Source organism: Rhizobium sp. NFR03 (genome assembly GCF_900111275.1).
Lineage (GTDB): Bacteria > Pseudomonadota > Alphaproteobacteria > Rhizobiales > Rhizobiaceae > Ferranicluibacter.
Genome location: NZ_FOGR01000006.1, coordinates 137496 through 152821, shown reverse-complemented (window position 1 = coordinate 152821; position 15326 = coordinate 137496). Strand labels below are relative to the sequence as shown.

Below are 15326 nucleotides of genomic sequence, written 5' to 3'. Positions count from 1 at the left end.
AAAGACAGCGTCAAGGGATGACGGTTGCCTGCTCTTTCTGCAAATGATAAGAAAAGCTTACTGCATTTCTGCTGAAACAGGAATGCTTTTAATGCGTTATGCAGCGGCGATCTGCCGGTCACGACCGACGCGGCGGCGCATAAGGGAGACGTCATGACCGTCCGACTGGAAGCCGATACCGTTGGCATGCTGCTGACAGACGTTTCCCGACTGTTGCGCAGTGCGTTCGACAGGCGGATCAACGCCGCAAATCTCGGCGTAACGCCCGGCGAGGCGCGCGCTCTCATACAGGTTGCCGTCAACCAGCGCATCAAGCAGGCCGATATCGCGATCCGTATGGGTATCGAGCCGATGACGCTTTCGACCTATCTCGACCGTCTGGAAGCGCTCGGTTTTGTCGAGCGCATTCCCGATCCGTCCGACCGGCGCGCGAAGAACGTCGTGGCGACGCCGGCTGCCGATGGCGTTCTGCTGGATATTCGGACCCATGTTCGTGCGCTGATGGACGACGTGACGGCGGGGCATGATGCGGCGGAGCTTGAAATCCTCAGGCGGAGCCTGAAGATGATGCGCGACAATCTGCATGATCTCGACCGCAACCCGGCGCAGACGGGGGTGACGCAGGGCCAGGAGCCTGCACCTGCACAGGCGAACGTATCGCCATCGGCAGATCGAACGCGTTCATGAGAGATGCCCCGCGTGGGCGAATGAGCGAGCGCCGCACCAGCATTCTGGGCGCTTTGCTCGCCACGCTCGGGCCCATTTCCATGTCGATCTACACGCCAGCCATGCCGCAGCTGGTGAGCGCCTTTTCCTCAACCGAAGCGCTGATCAAACTGACGCTGACCGTCTATTTCGCCGGTTTTTCCGTTGCACAGCTCGTCTCGGGCCCGTTTTCGGATGCCTTCGGCCGGCGCAATGCGACGCTGCTCTTCGTCGGCATCAACGCTATCGGAGGCCTGATCTGCGTACTCGCGCCCGACGTGACCTGGCTGCTTGCCGGGCGGCTGGTACAGGGCATTGGCGCATCTGTCGGGATCACGGTGGCGCGCGCCGTCGTGCGCGACCAGTTCACGGGCGCCGAGGCATCGCGGATCATGAATCTTATCGGCATCATGCTGGCGATCGGCCCGGCCATGGCGCCGGCGATCGGCGGGCTGCTTCTGGCCGGCTTCGGATGGCACGCGATCTTCATGATGCTGATCGCGTTCTCGCTGACGATCATTCTCTCCGTGCTCGTCTTCATGCGGGAAACGGGACGGCCGGATCCATCCCTTGCGCGGCCGCATCGCGTCGCTTCGTCCTATCGGGAGGTGTTGGGAGACGTCAGGTTTCTGGCAGCCACAGGCGTGCTCGGCGGGGCGATCGGCTCGCTCTACGCGCAGGCGACCATGCTGCCGTTCATCCTCATCGACCGGGTCGGCCTGTCGCCGACGGCGTTCGGGCTCGGAATGCTCATGCAGTCCGGCTTCTATTTTCTCGGGTCGGTTTGCCTGCGGCTGACGGCTGTACGGCTCGGGGGCGAGCGGTCGGTGCAGGTGGGGCTGGCGATGCTCGCTTCCGGCGGTGCGCTGATTGCGCTTTCCACGCATCTGCTGACCCCGACCTATCTCTCGGTCATGGCGCCGATCGCCTTTTCGAGCTTCGGCATCGCCTTCCTGACGCCGCATATGACGACAGCGGCGCTTCAGTCGTTCCCACATATTGCCGGCTCTGCGTCGGCCATGCTCGGCTTCATACAGATGGCGAGCGGGTTTATCGGAGGTTTGGCAGCGGCCTTCGTCGGTGTGCCTTTGATGGCGTTCGGCACGATCGTTCCGCTGATGTGCTTCGAAGCCGTCGTGTCCTATCTCGCCTTCATGCGTCTGACACAGAATGCCGTGGGGACGCGTGCCGAATAAGCTGCGGCCGGTTTCCCGGCCGCAGGTTCATGCGCTTACTTGGTGCGGTTGCGGGCCGCGAGCGTGCGCAGGCGCAGCGCGTTGAGCTTGATGAAGCCGGCGGCGTCCTTCTGGTCATAGGCGCCCTGATCGTCCTCGAAAGTGACGAGCTTGTCCGAGTAGAGCGACTTGGCGCTTTCACGCCCGATGACCATGACGTTGCCCTTGTAGAGCTTCAGCGTAACCTCGCCTTCCACATGCTCCTGGCTCTTGTCGATCAGGGCCTGCAGCATGTCGCGCTCCGGAGAGAACCAGAAGCCGTAATAGATCAGCTCGGCGTAGCGCGGCATGATCTCGTCCTTGAGGTGGGCTGCACCCCGGTCGAGCGTGATGCTCTCAATGGCGCGGTGTGCCGCCAGCAGGATCGTGCCGCCGGGGGTCTCGTAGATGCCGCGCGACTTCATGCCGACGAAGCGGTTTTCCACGAGGTCGAGACGGCCGATGCCGTTATCGCGGCCGAGCGCGTTCAAGGCGGTGAGGATCGAGGCCGGGCTCAGCTCCTTGCCGTCGATGGAGACGGCATCGCCCTTGCGGAAGCCGATCTTGACAGTGGTCGCGACATCGGGCGCTTCCTCGGGCGAAATGGTGCGCATATAGACGTAGTTCGGGGCTTCCAGGGCCGGATCTTCCAGAACCTTGCCTTCGGACGAGGAGTGCAGAAGGTTGGCGTCGACCGAGAAGGGGGCCTCGCCCTTCTTGTCCTTGGCGACCGGGATCTGGTGCTTTTCGGCAAACTCCAGAAGGTCGGTGCGGCTTTTGAACGACCAGTCGCGCCATGGGGCGATGATCTTGATGTCGGGGTTGAGCGCATAGGCCGAAAGCTCGAAGCGGACCTGGTCGTTGCCCTTGCCGGTCGCACCGTGAGCAATCGCGTCGGCGCCGGTTTCCCGGGCGATGTCGATCAGGTGCTTGGAGATTAGCGGGCGGGCGATCGAGGTGCCGAGCAGGTAGACGCCTTCATAGACGGCATTGGCGCGGAACATCGGGAAGACGAAGTCGCGGACGAACTCCTCGCGGACATCCTTGATGAAGATGTCCTTGATGCCCATCATCTCGGCCTTCTTGCGCGCCGGCTCCAGCTCCTCGCCCTGACCGAGATCGGCTGTGAAGGTCACGACCTCCGCACCGAGTTCCGTCTGCAACCACTTGAGGATGATGGAGGTGTCGAGCCCGCCCGAATAAGCGAGCACGACCTTCTTGACGTCTTTGGGAAGTGCCATGGTGATCCGTTCCGTCTAGGGTAAAAATCGCGGCAGAATGCGCCGTATCTCTTCGAAATGGCGGAACTCTTACTGCATATTCCGGAAATCCGAAATCCCGCGCCGGGAGAAAATCGCGGACAGCAGGGCGCGCCTCAGGTGATGTCGAGGCCCATCTGCCAGAAGTCGGTTTCCAGTCGGGTCGCCTTGCCGAAGATTGCGGAGAGACGCGAGGCGGCTGTTTCGTCGAGGCTTGCAAGACGCCGGTCCAGCCAGGCGATCTCGCTCCGAACGAGCGCCTGATAGTCGGCACTCGCATACATCTCGATCCATGCAGCGTAGGGGTTGCCGTCCATCTTGAGGAATGGTTGGGCCTGAAGCCAGAGAGCAATCTCGCCATAGCCGATGATGCAGGGCGCAAGCGCTACGTGCAGGTCGGTGAGGTCGCCGTGCAGGCCGGTTTCCAGAACGTAACCGGTATAGGCAAGGGTCGCCGGCGAAGGCGGTACGTCGGCAAGAGCTTTTTCCGAAATGCCCCACTCGGCACAATAGCCGACATGCAGGCCGATCTCGACCTCGACGATGGCCTTCAAGCTTTCCAGCCCCTGGCGGATTTCGTCGAGATCCCGGCTTCTATAGACAGCAAGACCCCAGGCGCGGGCGAACTGGACGAGGAAGAGGTAATCCTGTTTGAGATAGTGACGGAAGGCCTCTTCGGGGAGCGTTCCCGCGCCCAGCCGGCAGACGAAATCATGCTCGCAATAGGCCTGCCATTCCCCGGCATTCCGGCTTTTCAGCATTTCGAAAGACGATGTCATGCGGGAGCCCTTCAGTCAGCATTGTTGAGGTTCTTGCCTTGCGATGGAATAGCTGCAAAAGCTGATGAAGCACAGAACCCTTCTTCGAGACGATGCCATGGACTTCATCCCCAGCCTGCCGACCCTGCTGGCCTTTGCCGCCGCGAGCCTTTTGCTTGCGATTACGCCCGGTCCCGACATGACGCTCTGGATCAGCCGTGCGCTGTCTCAGGGCCGAGCAGCAGCGTTCCAGGTCAGTCTGGGGACCAATCTGGGTTGCCTGATCCACACATTCCTCGTCGCCTTCGGTGTTTCGGCGCTCGTCACGGCGTCGCCGACGGCCTTCTTCGTGCTGAAGACCGGGGGTGCCGCCTATCTGCTCTATATCGCCGTTCAGGCGGTCCGCTACGGATCGAGCCTTTCGGTGAAGCGCACGGCGGCTCCCAAGGCATCGCCTATGGCGAACATCCTGTCCGGTCTATCGGTCAATCTGCTCAATCCCAAGGTCATCATCTTCTTCATGACCTTCCTGCCGCAGTTCGTGACGGCCAGCGATCCGAATCTCAGAACAAAGCTGATCGTGCTCGGACTGATCCTGATTGCCGTGTCGCTGCCGATCAACATCGCGGTCGTGCTGACGGCGGATCGGCTTTCGGGATGGCTTCAGGCACGACCGAGCGTCATGCGCAGCATTGATTATGTGTTTGCCGGTGTGTTTTCGCTGTTTGCGGTAAAGATCGTGCTGACGCAGGCGCGGTGATCAACTGCGCTATTTCGAAGACGATCTATCGGGACGACGATCTTTTCTCGTCACGAACAGCATCAGGCATCCAATCAGCAAACCGCCGACAGGCATGATCAACATCGTCAGAAACTGCTCGGTGCTCATGGCTTCAATCCTTTCAGCACGGATCGCGCTATGAAATGTAGGCCCACCGAGTTCGAAATGCAAACGAGGCAGATAATGGCGACGGTGATGCCGGGTGCCGTTCCCGTGTTCAGCCAGCCGATTGCCGGTGCAAAGCCGCCAACGGCGAAGATCGCGATCGCGACGCCGTTCAGATAGGTCGCGGTCAGCTTCGTTCGCTCGTTGTGGATCAGGCTCATTTCAATCGTCGGCGCCGTGATTGGCGATCATCATCGCTTCGAAAGCCATCCGGTCGACCTTGCGCATACGCTCGGATTCCGACTTCAGCTGCCCGCAGGCGGCAAGGATATCGCGGCCGCGCGGGGTACGGATGGGAGAGGCGTAGCCGGCGGCATTAATGAAGTCGGCAAACGTCTCGATCTGCTCCCAGGACGAACACTGGTAGTTCGTGCCGGGCCAGGGGTTGAACGGGATGAGGTTGATCTTGGCGGGCACGCCCTTCAGCAGCTTCACCAGCTCCTTGGCATCTTCGAGACTGTCGTTGACGCCTTCGAGCATCACATATTCGAACGTGATGCGGCGGGCGTTGGAGAGGCCTGGATAGGCGCGGCAGGCCTCCATGAGGTCTTTCAGCGGATATTTCTTGTTGATCGGAACGAGCATGTCGCGCAGGTCGTCACGCACGGCATGGAGCGAGATCGCCAGCATGACGCCGATTTCTTCGCCGGTGCGATAGATTTCCGGCACGATGCCGGATGTCGACAGCGTCACGCGGCGCTTCGACAGCGACAGGCCATCGCCATCGGTCGCGATCAGGAGGGCGGTCTTGACGCTCTCGAAGTTGTAGAGCGGCTCTCCCATCCCCATCATCACGACGTTCGAGACCTTGCGGCCTTCGGCCGGCGCGATCGTGCCAGGGGGCGTGTCTCGATCGGGAAAGTCGCCGAGCCGGTCGCGAGCCAGCAGCAGCTGCGCGAGGATCTCTTCCGCCGTCAGGTTGCGCACGAGCTTCTGTGTGCCGGTGTGGCAGAAGGAACAGGTGAGCGTGCAGCCGACCTGGCTGGAAATGCAGAGCGTTCCCCGGCCTTCTTCGGGAATGTACACCGTCTCGATCTCGACCGGACGCCCGGCGCCGCGGGCCGGAAAGCGCAGCAGCCATTTCCGCGTTCCGTCCGTGGAGATCTGTTCCTCGACCACCTCTGGTCGAGCGATGGTGAAATGCCGCTTCAGCGTCTCTCGCATGTCCTTGGAGACGTTCGTCATATGGTCGAAATCCGACACGCCGCGAACGTAGAGCCAGTGCCAGAGCTGGCTGACGCGCATCTTCACCTGCCGGTCGGCCACGCCGACGGCGGCGAGCGCCTTGCCCATTTCTTCGCGGGTCAGGCCGATAAGGGACGGCATTTCCTGCAGTGCTGCCGGTCGGCTCGCCGGGCGTGCGGGGCGGTCGAGGGAAAGGATGTCGGTCATCACACAGTGTTCCTGTCGCAACTTCGCCCGCAACGCCGAACGGTTCCCCGTCGTTTGGACGAGAGGGGCGAAGAGCGAAACGGGAGCCAAGCTTATATGGTGCGCACGAGGAGCGTCTCACCCGTGCTGCATGTCGTTGATGCGGCCTCTAGCACGAATTTGCCCGGACGTCACCTCTACGGCTCGACGCCGGGACGTCGCTCATGCGGATACAGCGATACGCAAACGATAAAGGCCGGCGAAGCCGGCCTTTGGTCGATCCATTTCGCAGATGTGCCTACTTGCAGCTTTCGATCTGCTTCAGCGCAGCCGAGATGCCGGAGAGCGAGTAGGAATAGTTGGTCTGTGTTCCCTTGCGCGATTTCGCGACGACGGACATGGCCTTGCCGACCTTCATGGCGGCGACGAGCGCCGGCTCTTCGGCAGCGTTCTCGACCCAGGCGGAGTTGCCCTTGGTGAAGAGCGTGAAGTTCTTGGCGTCGATCGTGACGGTGACCTTGGAATTTTCCTGAAGGGCGTAGCCCATCATGGCCTGCGGCTCGTAGGAGATGTTCTGTCCCGGACGCTGGGAGACCAGGAAGAAGATATCGCCGTGGTCTACATTGGCGGGGCTCTTCTCCTTCGGTACCGACAGGACGTAGCAGACCTTCGACTTGCCCGACTGGTACGAATAGGCTCCCCAGGCGTTGAACTGCTGGATCCGCGTCGGAGACTGTGCCGAAGCGATGCCTGCGCCAGCGAGAAGGAGTGCGATTGCGGTTGAGAGCTGTCTTACAAACATCTTGTCCTGCCGGTTGTCTTGCTGCCAGCGCCCGTCCGATGCCGGGCGATGCATGGTCGCGATTACATTTATTGTGACTTCATTCAGGTTACCAAACCGTCAACACCACAAGAATAAGGCGGGAACGTGCGAAACGGTACGCCTCCGGCGCGCCGAGCATCGTCCGCGACGACGGATTTCGTCGCCTTCGTCTTGCATGTCGCTCTCAGACAGCCTGTTCGTCCTATCGGGGCGAGAGATTCGAAGCGCCATTGACCTCCGCAGCGTGCGGCTGTTTTCAGCATTCGATGAGTCTGGTAAGTTCGGAGACGGTCCGATTTTGTGATAAATTCACCCCAATTGCCGCTAATGTCACAAAGAATCGGGCAACAGTTTGACGTTTCCAGAATGAGCTTTACCTGTTGTTCGACATACACCAAATCTTGGGCTCGGAGGCCCTGAAGGCAGGCATGACAGGGGACGCGAGACAGCATTTCGCAGGGCTGGCGGATGCCGTCGCGAAAGAGCGGGACCAGGCCGCCTTCGCCGAACTGTTTCATTTTTTTGCTCCCCGGCTGAAGTCCTTTCTGCTGCGACAGAATACGCCTGCCAATGAGGCGGAGGAGATCGTGCAGGAGGTGATGATCGTCCTCTGGCACAAGGCCGATCTCTACGATGCCGAGAAGTCCTCGCTGTCCACCTGGCTCTTCAGAATCGCGAGAAACAGGCGTATCGACGCCGCCCGGCGGCAGTTAACCCGCAAATTGGACGAGAAGGATCCGCTTCTCCTGCCGTCCTCGCCGCCGGCGCCTGACGAGCTCGTCCAGAGCGGTGATCGGGAGGACGTGGTGCGCGTGGCGCTTGCCAAGCTTCCGAGCGAGCAGGTGAAGCTGATCCAGCTCGCGTTCTTTTTCGGCCAGTCGCATTCGGAAATCGCCGCATCGACAGGCTTGCCTCTGGGCACGGTGAAGTCGCGGATCAGGCTGGCCTTCGGGAAGCTCCGCACGCTTCTTCACGATGACGGCATCGATGGCACGGAATAGCGGTTTCCGACCTCATGACGTCAGGCGGGAAGGCCTTCCTCGCTGAGAGCCGTGTCCGCCTTGCCGTAATGTTCTTCCTTGATCTGTCCACTGATGGCTGCGAAAGCCGCCGTCAGGACCGCGATATCGTCGGAAAACCCGACCATGGCGAGCACGTCGGGCAGGACGTCGAAGGGCATGACGAAGTAGGCCAGTGCTCCGAGAAGGATACCACGGGTGCGCAATGGCGTCGCAGGATCCATCGCGCAGTAATAGGCGGCAACGAGATCGCGGCTGAAAGGAACCTGGCGGACGGCTCGCTTGAGGGTCGGCCAGAACCGGCGGCGAACCTTCTGCGCCTTCGATTCCTGCTCGCTGCGGTCGCCCGGCAGGAGAATTTCGCCGATCTTGACCTCGTCCATCGTCGTTTCCGCTTTCATGTGCCTGACCTCGCCTGTTTGTCATCCCTGATCGGGCTCGATAGGACCTGATATGGGAGAACATTCGGGCAATTCAAACGATCGTCATGGTCAAACGGACGTCATGAACGTGCGGGAGATGCCGCAGCTTCCATGCGTGCGGCAAGCGCAAGGTCGAGTGCCGTCACGCCTTGAGCGGTATGCGTCGTCAGCTTCACATCGACCCGATTATAGACGTTGAACCATTCCGGGTGATGATCGAGCTTCTCCGCTGCAAGTGCGCTCTGGCTCATGAAGCCGAAGGCCTCCACGAAGGATGGGAAGCGGTAGGTCTTCTCGATGGCCGAGCCATCTTCCGACAGGGACCAGCCGGAAAGGCCCGAAAGACCTGCTGCGATGTCGTCGGCGTTCAGTCTGTCGCGTTTGGTCATGCCGGTCACCTTCATCGATCCATGGGCAGCAATTGATGCCGCGCGGTCAGAGCATGCCCTTGCCAGCCTGTTCCGCGCCCTTCGCAAAGGCGGAAGAGGGTGGCTCGTGCAGCTCGAACACGTCTTCCGTCAGGTAGGGGCCGCCGCCGACCGAATCACGCGAGGACAGGAGCACGAAACGGGAAACGGTGAACGGATTGGTAAAAAAGCCGCCGCGTCCGGAGAGGTAATGCACGACGTCATCGACGCGCGAGGAACGCAGACGCGCCAGGGTGACATGCGGCGTGAACTTTCGCGGGTCGGCGGGAAGACCGAGACGCTGGCATAGGCGCTCGATCTCGGCCTGCAACGCCATCAGTTCGGGGGGATTGGTCACGCCGGCCCAGACGGAATGCGGCTTCTTGGAGCCGAAGGCGCCGGTTCCCATAAGTTGAAGCTGGAATTCCGGTCGCTCGATCCGGTCGAGGCGATCCACGATCTCATCGGCCGTGCGGTTGTCGACATCGCCGATGAAGCGGAGGGTGATGTGGTAGTTCTCGACGTCGATCCAGCGCGCGCCAGGAAGGCCTCCACGCAGCAGAGACAGGCTCATCGCCGCATTACGCGGGATTTCGAGGGCGGTAAACAGTCTCGGCATGACGAGCTCCCCGAATCTTGCAAACACCTCTTGCAGACATCACAGCCGACCACGACGCGCCGCGGCAGGCAACTACAAATTCACACCCGCAATATTTGTCCAACGGTGATTAACGCCCGCTGAACGCCTGACGGCGTGGCAAGCTCTAGCCGGATCGGTCCTTCGGATCATTTCGGCAATCCCTCGACGAAGCTTTCCACCACCGGCAGCATCCGCTCCACCATGACGCCAACGCCCTTGGGGTTCGGATGCATGCCGTCCTCGATCTTCAGGCCCGCATCCTCCACGACGCCATCGAGGAAGAAAGGGTAGAGCGGGACGCCATAGGTCTTGGCGAGTTCCGGATAGATCGGATTGAAGCGGTCGGCATATTCACCACCCATGTTCGGCGGTGCCAGCATGCCGACCAGAAGCACGCCAATACCGCGTGCCTTCAGCTTCTCGATCATCGCCACCAGGTTCTTGCGGCTCTCTTCCGGCGGAATGCCACGCAACGCGTCGTTTGCGCCCAGTTCCAGGATGACACCCTTGGTGCCGTCCGGGACGGACCAGTCGATGCGGGCGAGACCGCCCGATGTGGTATCGCCGGACACGCCGGCATTGGAGATGGAAACGTCATGGCCCTTGTCGCGCAGGGCCTTCTCCAGCCGCGCGGGAAACGCATCGTCCGGCGGCAGCTGATAGCCGGCCATCAGGCTGTCGCCGAAGCCGACGATCTCGATGGGCGCGGCCTGAAGCGGGGTCGCCGCGATCAAACCTGCGAGAGCAGCCAGGAAAAGCGCCCCGAAACCTTTCATTCGCATCAAGCCGCTCCTAAATCCGGTGTGAGCAATTGCAGCATAACCTATATATAGGGCGGACCAGCGTGGCAAAAACCATGATCGAACTGAAAAATGCGGATCTGACCCTCGGGCAGGCCGCAGCGTCCGTCCATGTGCTGAAAGGCATGAGCCTCGACATCGATGCCGGGCAATCGGTCGGTATCGTCGGCCCGTCGGGCTCGGGCAAATCGACCCTTCTGATGGTGCTTGCCGGACTGGAGCGTCTGGACAAGGGCGAGATCGTCATCGACGGGACACCGCTGCAAGGGCTGAGCGAAGATCGGGTGGCGGATTTCCGAGGCCGGAACATCGGCATCGTCTTCCAGTCTTTTCACCTCATTCCCAATATGACGGCGCTCGAGAACGTCGCGGTGCCGCTTGAGCTTGCCAATGTGCGCGACGCCTTCGATATCGCCCGACGCGAGTTGACGTCGGTCGGGCTCGGGGAGCGGCTGTCGCATTATCCGGGGCAGCTTTCGGGCGGCGAGCAACAGCGCGTGGCCATTGCACGTGCGCTCGCACCCTCGCCGAAACTGCTGATCGCCGACGAGCCTACCGGCAACCTCGATACCGAAACCGGACGCCAGATCGCAGACCTGATCTTCTCCAAGCAGGCCGAGCGCGACATGACGCTGATCCTCGTCACACACGACAACAGCCTTGCGGCACGCTGCTCGCGCCAGATCAAGGTGCGCTCCGGCACCATCGTCGATGATGGGCGCTCGGTGGCAGACGTCGCGCCGTCAGCGGTTTCGGCATGATGGCGTCCCTGCGCGCGGCGAACCTGTCGCTTGCCCTGCGGCTGGCGCTGCGCGAAATGCGCGGCGGCCTGTCGGGCTTCTATATTTTCCTTGCCTGCATCGCGCTGGGAACGGCAGCGATTGCCGGGGTCAATTCGCTGTCGCAGGCGATTACCGGTTCGATCGCCTCTCAAGGGCAGGCGCTTCTGGCGGGCGATATCCGGTTCGAGTTGAACAACCGTCTGGCCAATACCGATGAGACGCGCTTTCTTAAAGGTGCGGGCGAAGTATCCCTCACGTCGGGATTGCGCTCCATGGCGCGTCTTCCCGATGGTTCCAACCAGGCGCTGGTCGAGTTGAAGGCCGTGGATGCCGCCTATCCGCTCTACGGTTCCGTGGAAAGCCAGCCGCAGGCGCCGCTTTCAGCGCTTCTCTCGGCTGAAAACGGCACATACGGCGCGCTCGCGGCGCCCCTGCTCCTGGAGCGTCTCGGCGTGAAGACCGGCGACACGCTGCTGATCGGCAATTCGCGGGTCAGGATATCGGGCACGCTGGTGCGCGAGCCGGATGCGCTGTCGGACGGCTTCGGCTTTGCGCCGCGCCTGATGGTGTCGCAGGATGCGCTGGCTGCCAGCGGTCTCGTGCAGACCGGCAGTCTGGTGGAGCATGCCTACAAGGTACGCCTTGCCGATCCCTCCGGCGTGCCCGCCGTGCGTGCCCAGGCGGAGCAGCAGTTTCCGCAGGCGGGTTGGTCCGTCCGATCCAGCCAGAATGCCGCACCATCGCTGACGGCGAACATCACGCGGTTTTCGCAGTTTCTGACACTGGTCGGGCTGACGGCGCTGATCGTCGGCGGGGTCGGGGTTGCGAACGCGGTCCGGGCCTATCTCGATGCCAAGCGGGGCGTCATCGCGGCGTTCAAGTGCCTCGGCGCGCCGGGCGCTCTCGTGTCCACCATCTATCTCATCCAGATTATGCTGATCGCGATGATCGGTATCGTCATCGGCCTTGTCGTCGGTGCGATCATTCCGCTGGTCGCCGCACGGTTTCTCGCCGATATCCTGCCGATCTCGACCGATCTCCAGCTCTATCCCTCGGCGCTCGGGCTTGCGGCCCTGTTCGGCCTGCTGACAGCACTGGCGTTTGCCTGCCTGCCGCTCGGCCGCGCCCGCAGCGTGCCCGCGACGGCGCTCTTTCGCAATCAGGACTTCGACCGCAACCGGTGGCCCACCTGGCCTTACCTCCTCGCGGCGGCCTTGAGCTTTGCGGCGCTCGGCGGTCTCGCCATCTTCACGGCATATGATCGGATGATCTCGCTCGTGTTCCTCGGCGCCATTGCCTTCTCGTTCGTCGTGCTGCGCGGTGTCTCCGTTCTGGTCGCGGCTCTTGCGCGGCGGAGCCCTCGCGTGTCGTCGCCCGCCCTGCGGCTGGCCATCGGCAATATTCATCGGCCGGGCGCCTTGACGCCTTCCGTCGTCCTCTCGCTTGGCCTCGGGCTCGCGCTGCTGGTGACGCTGGCGCTGATCGACGGCAATCTGCGGCGGGAACTGACGGGCAACCTGCCCGAGCGGGCTCCCAATTTCTTCTTCGTGGACATCCAGGGCAGCGAGATCGAAGGCTTTCGCTCGCTGCTGAACACGGCGCTGCCGGCCGGCAAGGTCATCGAAGTGCCGATGCTGCGCGGCCGTATCCTCGCCTTCAATGGCGAGGACGTCGCCAAGCGCGAGGTTGCGCCGGCCGGACGCTGGGTGCTTCGGGGCGACCGCGGCATTACCTATGCCAAGAACCTGCCGGAGAATTCGCGTCTCGTGGAAGGCCAGTGGTGGCCGGACGGCTATAGCGGGGAGCCGCTCGTCTCCTTCTCCGAGCAGGAGGCGCGTGAGCTGAACCTGAAAGTCGGTGACACCGTCACCGTCAACGTGCTCGGCCGAAATATCACGGCCCGCATTTCCAACTTTCGCACGGTCGAATGGGAATCGCTTTCGATCAACTTCGTGATGGTGTTCTCGCCGAACACCTTTGCCGGCGCGCCGCATGCCTGGCTCGCCACCGTTATCGATCCCTCGGCCACTCCAGAGCAGGAAGCCGCGGCACTGCGCCAGATCACCAACACCTATCCGACCATTACCAGCGTACGGGTGAAAGATGCGCTGGACATCGTCAACGGCCTGCTCGGACAGCTGGCGACAGCCATCCGCGCTGCTGCCGGTGTGGCGCTCGTCGCCTCGGTTCTCGTGCTTTCCGGCGCGCTGGCTGCGGGCAACCGCGCACGTATTCACGATGCGGTGGTGTTGAAGACGCTGGGTGCGACCCGGGCGACGCTGATCCGGGCCTTCTGCTACGAATATGCAATCCTCGGCCTCTCCACCGCGATCTTCGCACTTCTGGCGGGCGGCGTGGCGGCGTGGTTCGTGGTGGCCCGCATCATGACGCTGCCCTCGTCCTTCCTGCCTGACGTGGCGTTGCTGACCATTGCCATCGCCCTGATCATGACGGTCGGCATCGGGCTTGCGGGTACATGGCGCGTGCTTGGGCAGAAGGCAGCACCTGTTCTTCGCGATCTCTGAAGAGCGTCCCGCATTACATTTGCGTCATGCGACAGAGCCGCCCTTGAGAATAGGGCGGTTCCGCATCATATTGTCCTCAGGCTTGCTGAAGCTCCGCAGCGGTGCCCGGTCCGAGTTCTCTCGCGACCTGTCCGTCACTTCGAGCTGATATGAGGATAAGAATGTCCGATCCCAGAAACTTTCGCATGCAGACCGCCGGCGCGCGCGCTGACGCTGCTGTCGACCAGGGCCTGCGCGCTTACATGCTGCGGGTCTACAATCTCATGGCGCTCGGCGTCGCCATCACCGGCGTCGCCGCGTTCCTGGCTTTCCAGTTCGCATTTGCCGATGGGCAGCTGACCGCGTTCGGTCAGGCGATCTATGTCAGCCCGCTGAAGTACCTGATCATGCTGGCTCCGTTCGGCATGGTCCTGTTCCTGAGCTTCCGGATCAATTCCATGAGCGTGTCCGCCGCCCAGACTACATTCTGGGTCTATGCCGCGCTGATGGGGCTGTCGCTCTCCTCGATCATGCTGATCTATACCGGTCAGAGCATCGTGCGCACGTTCTTCGTAACCGCGGCCTCCTTCGGCGCGCTGTCGCTCTACGGCTACACCACGAAGCGCAGCCTGTCGGCCATGGGTTCGTTCCTGGTCATGGGTCTCTTCGGCCTGATCATCGCCTCCATCGTCAACATCTTTTTTGCGTCGTCTGCCCTGCAGTTCGCCATCTCGGTCATCGGCGTGCTGATCTTTGCAGGCCTCACCGCCTACGATACCCAGCGTATCAAGGAAATGTACTTCGAAGGCGACGGGTTCGAGGCTGCCGGCCGCAAGGCGATCATGGGCGCGCTGACGCTCTATCTCGACTTCGTCAACCTGTTCCTCTTCATGTTGCGCTTCCTCGGAAACCGTAACTAGGCGTAAGAACACGTTCAGTTGTGATTATCGGAAAGGCGGCTTCGGCCGCCTTTTTTGTGCGCCGATGGAGCTGTCGTCTCCCTTACGCAGCACTTTCCTGTTTCCGTATTCGCCCCGCCTTGATCGTCTGAAGGGAATGTGGAAGGACGTGAGCGACACCCACGACCCACCGACTTTCTTCGAGAGTGCTGCCATGTCTTTCACCCTGCGCGATGCTACCCTTGCTGATATCCCCGTCATTACGGACATTTACAGCGAGTCCGTGCGCAACGGCGTGGCCACTTACGAGATTGCCGTTCCCGACCAGTCGGAGATGACGACGCGTTTTTCCACGATTACCGGCAACAGCTATCCCTATATCATCGCGGTAGACGGGGACGGGATCGTGATCGGCTATGCGTATGCCTCGGCATTCCGTACGCGCAGCGCCTACCGGTTTCTCGTCGAGGATTCGATCTATCTCGCGCCGGAGGCGCGCGGACGCGGCGTCGGCAAGGCGCTTTTGCAGGAGCTGATCGCGCGCTGCACGGATCTCGGCTTCCGGCAGATGGTGGCCGTTATCGGCGGCGCACATCCCGCCTCCATTGCCGTTCACCGATCCACAGGGTTCGTGGATAGCGGGACGATGAAGGGAAGCGGGTTCAAGTTCGGGCGCTGGCTCGATACCACCTTCATGCAGCTGGCATTGGGCGAAGGTCTCGAGACCGCGCCAGCCGAGGGTGTCTATCCGGATACGCTCTACGGAGCCTGATCGAG

General features: G+C 61.8%; 17 protein-coding genes. 8 read left to right on the top strand and 9 right to left on the bottom strand.

All coding sequences use genetic code 11. The features are described 5' to 3' along the window. The first annotated feature begins 153 nt into the window (after positions 1 to 153). Together BSG19_RS19035 and BSG19_RS19030 are read left to right on the top strand one after the other, a co-directional pair. Positions 154 to 687, top strand: coding sequence for a MarR family winged helix-turn-helix transcriptional regulator (locus BSG19_RS19035; RefSeq protein ID WP_092989594.1), 534 nt, complete (start codon positions 154 to 156; stop codon positions 685 to 687). A gap of 20 nt (positions 688 to 707) precedes the next feature. Continuing rightward, positions 708 to 1901 (top strand): multidrug effflux MFS transporter, encoded by a 1194-nt coding sequence (locus tag BSG19_RS19030; RefSeq protein ID WP_092989593.1) that lies wholly within the window; start codon positions 708 to 710, stop codon positions 1899 to 1901. A 35-nt stretch (positions 1902 to 1936) separates the two neighbouring features. Here the strand turns inward: BSG19_RS19030 and BSG19_RS19025 are convergent, their stop codons facing one another. Both BSG19_RS19025 and tenA read right to left on the bottom strand, forming a co-directional pair. Continuing rightward, a complete protein-coding gene (locus tag BSG19_RS19025) occupies positions 1937 to 3160 on the bottom strand; it encodes an argininosuccinate synthase (RefSeq protein WP_092989592.1) in 1224 nt (407 codons plus the stop codon). Positions 3161 to 3294: 134 nt separating this feature from the next. Continuing rightward, the gene (gene tenA, locus BSG19_RS19020; protein WP_092989591.1) at positions 3295 to 3957 is read right to left on the bottom strand and encodes a thiaminase II; all 663 of its coding nucleotides are present in this window, start codon (positions 3955 to 3957) and stop codon (positions 3295 to 3297) included. A gap of 97 nt (positions 3958 to 4054) precedes the next feature. On the opposite strand from tenA, the gene BSG19_RS19015 reads away from it, so the two are divergent. Beyond that, positions 4055 to 4696, top strand: coding sequence for a LysE family translocator (locus BSG19_RS19015; RefSeq protein WP_092989590.1), 642 nt, complete (start codon positions 4055 to 4057; stop codon positions 4694 to 4696). Positions 4697 to 4821: 125 nt separating this feature from the next. On the opposite strand, the gene BSG19_RS19010 is transcribed toward BSG19_RS19015, so the two are convergent. The 3 genes from BSG19_RS19010 to BSG19_RS19000 form a co-directional block, all read right to left on the bottom strand. After that, on the bottom strand, positions 4822 to 5043 hold the full coding sequence (locus BSG19_RS19010; protein WP_244529322.1) for an amino acid transporter: 222 nt from the start codon (positions 5041 to 5043) through the stop codon (positions 4822 to 4824). A gap of 1 nt (position 5044) precedes the next feature. Beyond that, on the bottom strand, positions 5045 to 6274 hold the full coding sequence (gene rlmN / locus BSG19_RS19005; protein ID WP_092989588.1) for a dual-specificity RNA methyltransferase RlmN: 1230 nt from the start codon (positions 6272 to 6274) through the stop codon (positions 5045 to 5047). A gap of 277 nt (positions 6275 to 6551) precedes the next feature. Beyond that, on the bottom strand, positions 6552 to 7055 hold the full coding sequence (locus BSG19_RS19000; protein WP_092989673.1) for an invasion associated locus B family protein: 504 nt from the start codon (positions 7053 to 7055) through the stop codon (positions 6552 to 6554). Between the two features lie 449 nt (positions 7056 to 7504). Here BSG19_RS19000 and BSG19_RS18995 point away from each other — a divergent pair, with 449 nt between their 5' ends. After that, positions 7505 to 8077 carry a sigma-70 family RNA polymerase sigma factor gene (locus BSG19_RS18995; RefSeq protein ID WP_092989672.1) on the top strand — a complete coding sequence of 191 codons (573 nt, stop codon included), beginning with the start codon at positions 7505 to 7507 and terminating at the stop codon, positions 8075 to 8077. 20 nt (positions 8078 to 8097) lie between these two features. On the opposite strand, the gene BSG19_RS18990 is transcribed toward BSG19_RS18995, so the two are convergent. The 4 genes from BSG19_RS18990 to BSG19_RS18975 form a co-directional block, all read right to left on the bottom strand. Further along, positions 8098 to 8478, bottom strand: a complete 381-nt coding sequence (locus BSG19_RS18990; protein WP_092989671.1) for a YkvA family protein — start codon at positions 8476 to 8478, stop codon at positions 8098 to 8100. Positions 8479 to 8597: 119 nt separating this feature from the next. Next, positions 8598 to 8906 (bottom strand): 4a-hydroxytetrahydrobiopterin dehydratase, encoded by a 309-nt coding sequence (locus BSG19_RS18985; protein ID WP_092989670.1) that lies wholly within the window; start codon positions 8904 to 8906, stop codon positions 8598 to 8600. 46 nt (positions 8907 to 8952) lie between these two features. Continuing rightward, positions 8953 to 9543, bottom strand: a complete 591-nt coding sequence (thpR, locus tag BSG19_RS18980; protein ID WP_092989587.1) for an RNA 2',3'-cyclic phosphodiesterase — start codon at positions 9541 to 9543, stop codon at positions 8953 to 8955. 167 nt (positions 9544 to 9710) lie between these two features. Next, entirely contained in the window at positions 9711 to 10346 is a 636-nt protein-coding gene (locus tag BSG19_RS18975; RefSeq protein ID WP_092989586.1) for an arylesterase, read from the bottom strand. Between the two features lie 62 nt (positions 10347 to 10408). Between BSG19_RS18975 and BSG19_RS18970 the strand changes: the two genes are divergently transcribed. The 4 genes from BSG19_RS18970 (at position 10409) to BSG19_RS18955 (ending at position 15321) form a co-directional block, all read left to right on the top strand. After that, positions 10409 to 11125, top strand: a complete 717-nt coding sequence (locus BSG19_RS18970; RefSeq protein WP_092989585.1) for an ABC transporter ATP-binding protein — start codon at positions 10409 to 10411, stop codon at positions 11123 to 11125. Next, on the top strand, positions 11122 to 13671 hold the full coding sequence (locus tag BSG19_RS18965; protein ID WP_092989584.1) for an ABC transporter permease: 2550 nt from the start codon (positions 11122 to 11124) through the stop codon (positions 13669 to 13671). Before BSG19_RS18970 ends, BSG19_RS18965 begins: the two co-directional genes overlap by 4 nt. Before the next feature lie 161 nt (positions 13672 to 13832). Beyond that, positions 13833 to 14570, top strand: coding sequence for a Bax inhibitor-1/YccA family protein (locus BSG19_RS18960; RefSeq protein ID WP_092989583.1), 738 nt, complete (start codon positions 13833 to 13835; stop codon positions 14568 to 14570). Positions 14571 to 14763: 193 nt separating this feature from the next. Further along, positions 14764 to 15321: a GNAT family N-acetyltransferase gene (locus BSG19_RS18955; RefSeq protein WP_092989669.1), complete on the top strand. Its 558-nt coding sequence runs from the start codon at positions 14764 to 14766 to the stop codon at positions 15319 to 15321. The last annotated feature ends 5 nt before the right edge of the window (positions 15322 to 15326 follow it).

Excerpts from the sequence above, each read along its gene's own strand:
- BSG19_RS19035 (WP_092989594.1), top strand. The coding sequence starts at position 154 with ATGACCGTCCGACTGGAAGCCGATACCGTTGGCATGCTGCTGACAGAC.
- BSG19_RS19030 (WP_092989593.1), top strand. The coding sequence starts at position 708 with ATGAGCGAGCGCCGCACCAGCATTCTGGGCGCTTTGCTCGCCACGCTC.
- BSG19_RS19025 (WP_092989592.1), bottom strand. The coding sequence starts at position 3,160 with ATGGCACTTCCCAAAGACGTCAAGAAGGTCGTGCTCGCTTATTCGGGC.
- tenA (WP_092989591.1), bottom strand. The coding sequence starts at position 3,957 with ATGACATCGTCTTTCGAAATGCTGAAAAGCCGGAATGCCGGGGAATGG.
- BSG19_RS19015 (WP_092989590.1), top strand. The coding sequence starts at position 4,055 with ATGGACTTCATCCCCAGCCTGCCGACCCTGCTGGCCTTTGCCGCCGCG.
- BSG19_RS19010 (WP_244529322.1), bottom strand. The coding sequence starts at position 5,043 with ATGAGCCTGATCCACAACGAGCGAACGAAGCTGACCGCGACCTATCTG.
- rlmN (WP_092989588.1), bottom strand. The coding sequence starts at position 6,274 with ATGACCGACATCCTTTCCCTCGACCGCCCCGCACGCCCGGCGAGCCGA.
- BSG19_RS19000 (WP_092989673.1), bottom strand. The coding sequence starts at position 7,055 with ATGTTTGTAAGACAGCTCTCAACCGCAATCGCACTCCTTCTCGCTGGC.
- BSG19_RS18995 (WP_092989672.1), top strand. The coding sequence starts at position 7,505 with ATGACAGGGGACGCGAGACAGCATTTCGCAGGGCTGGCGGATGCCGTC.
- BSG19_RS18990 (WP_092989671.1), bottom strand. The coding sequence starts at position 8,478 with ATGGACGAGGTCAAGATCGGCGAAATTCTCCTGCCGGGCGACCGCAGC.
- BSG19_RS18985 (WP_092989670.1), bottom strand. The coding sequence starts at position 8,906 with ATGACCAAACGCGACAGACTGAACGCCGACGACATCGCAGCAGGTCTT.
- thpR (WP_092989587.1), bottom strand. The coding sequence starts at position 9,543 with ATGCCGAGACTGTTTACCGCCCTCGAAATCCCGCGTAATGCGGCGATG.
- BSG19_RS18975 (WP_092989586.1), bottom strand. The coding sequence starts at position 10,346 with ATGCGAATGAAAGGTTTCGGGGCGCTTTTCCTGGCTGCTCTCGCAGGT.
- BSG19_RS18965 (WP_092989584.1), top strand. The coding sequence starts at position 11,122 with ATGATGGCGTCCCTGCGCGCGGCGAACCTGTCGCTTGCCCTGCGGCTG.
- BSG19_RS18960 (WP_092989583.1), top strand. The coding sequence starts at position 13,833 with ATGTCCGATCCCAGAAACTTTCGCATGCAGACCGCCGGCGCGCGCGCT.
- BSG19_RS18955 (WP_092989669.1), top strand. The coding sequence starts at position 14,764 with ATGTCTTTCACCCTGCGCGATGCTACCCTTGCTGATATCCCCGTCATT.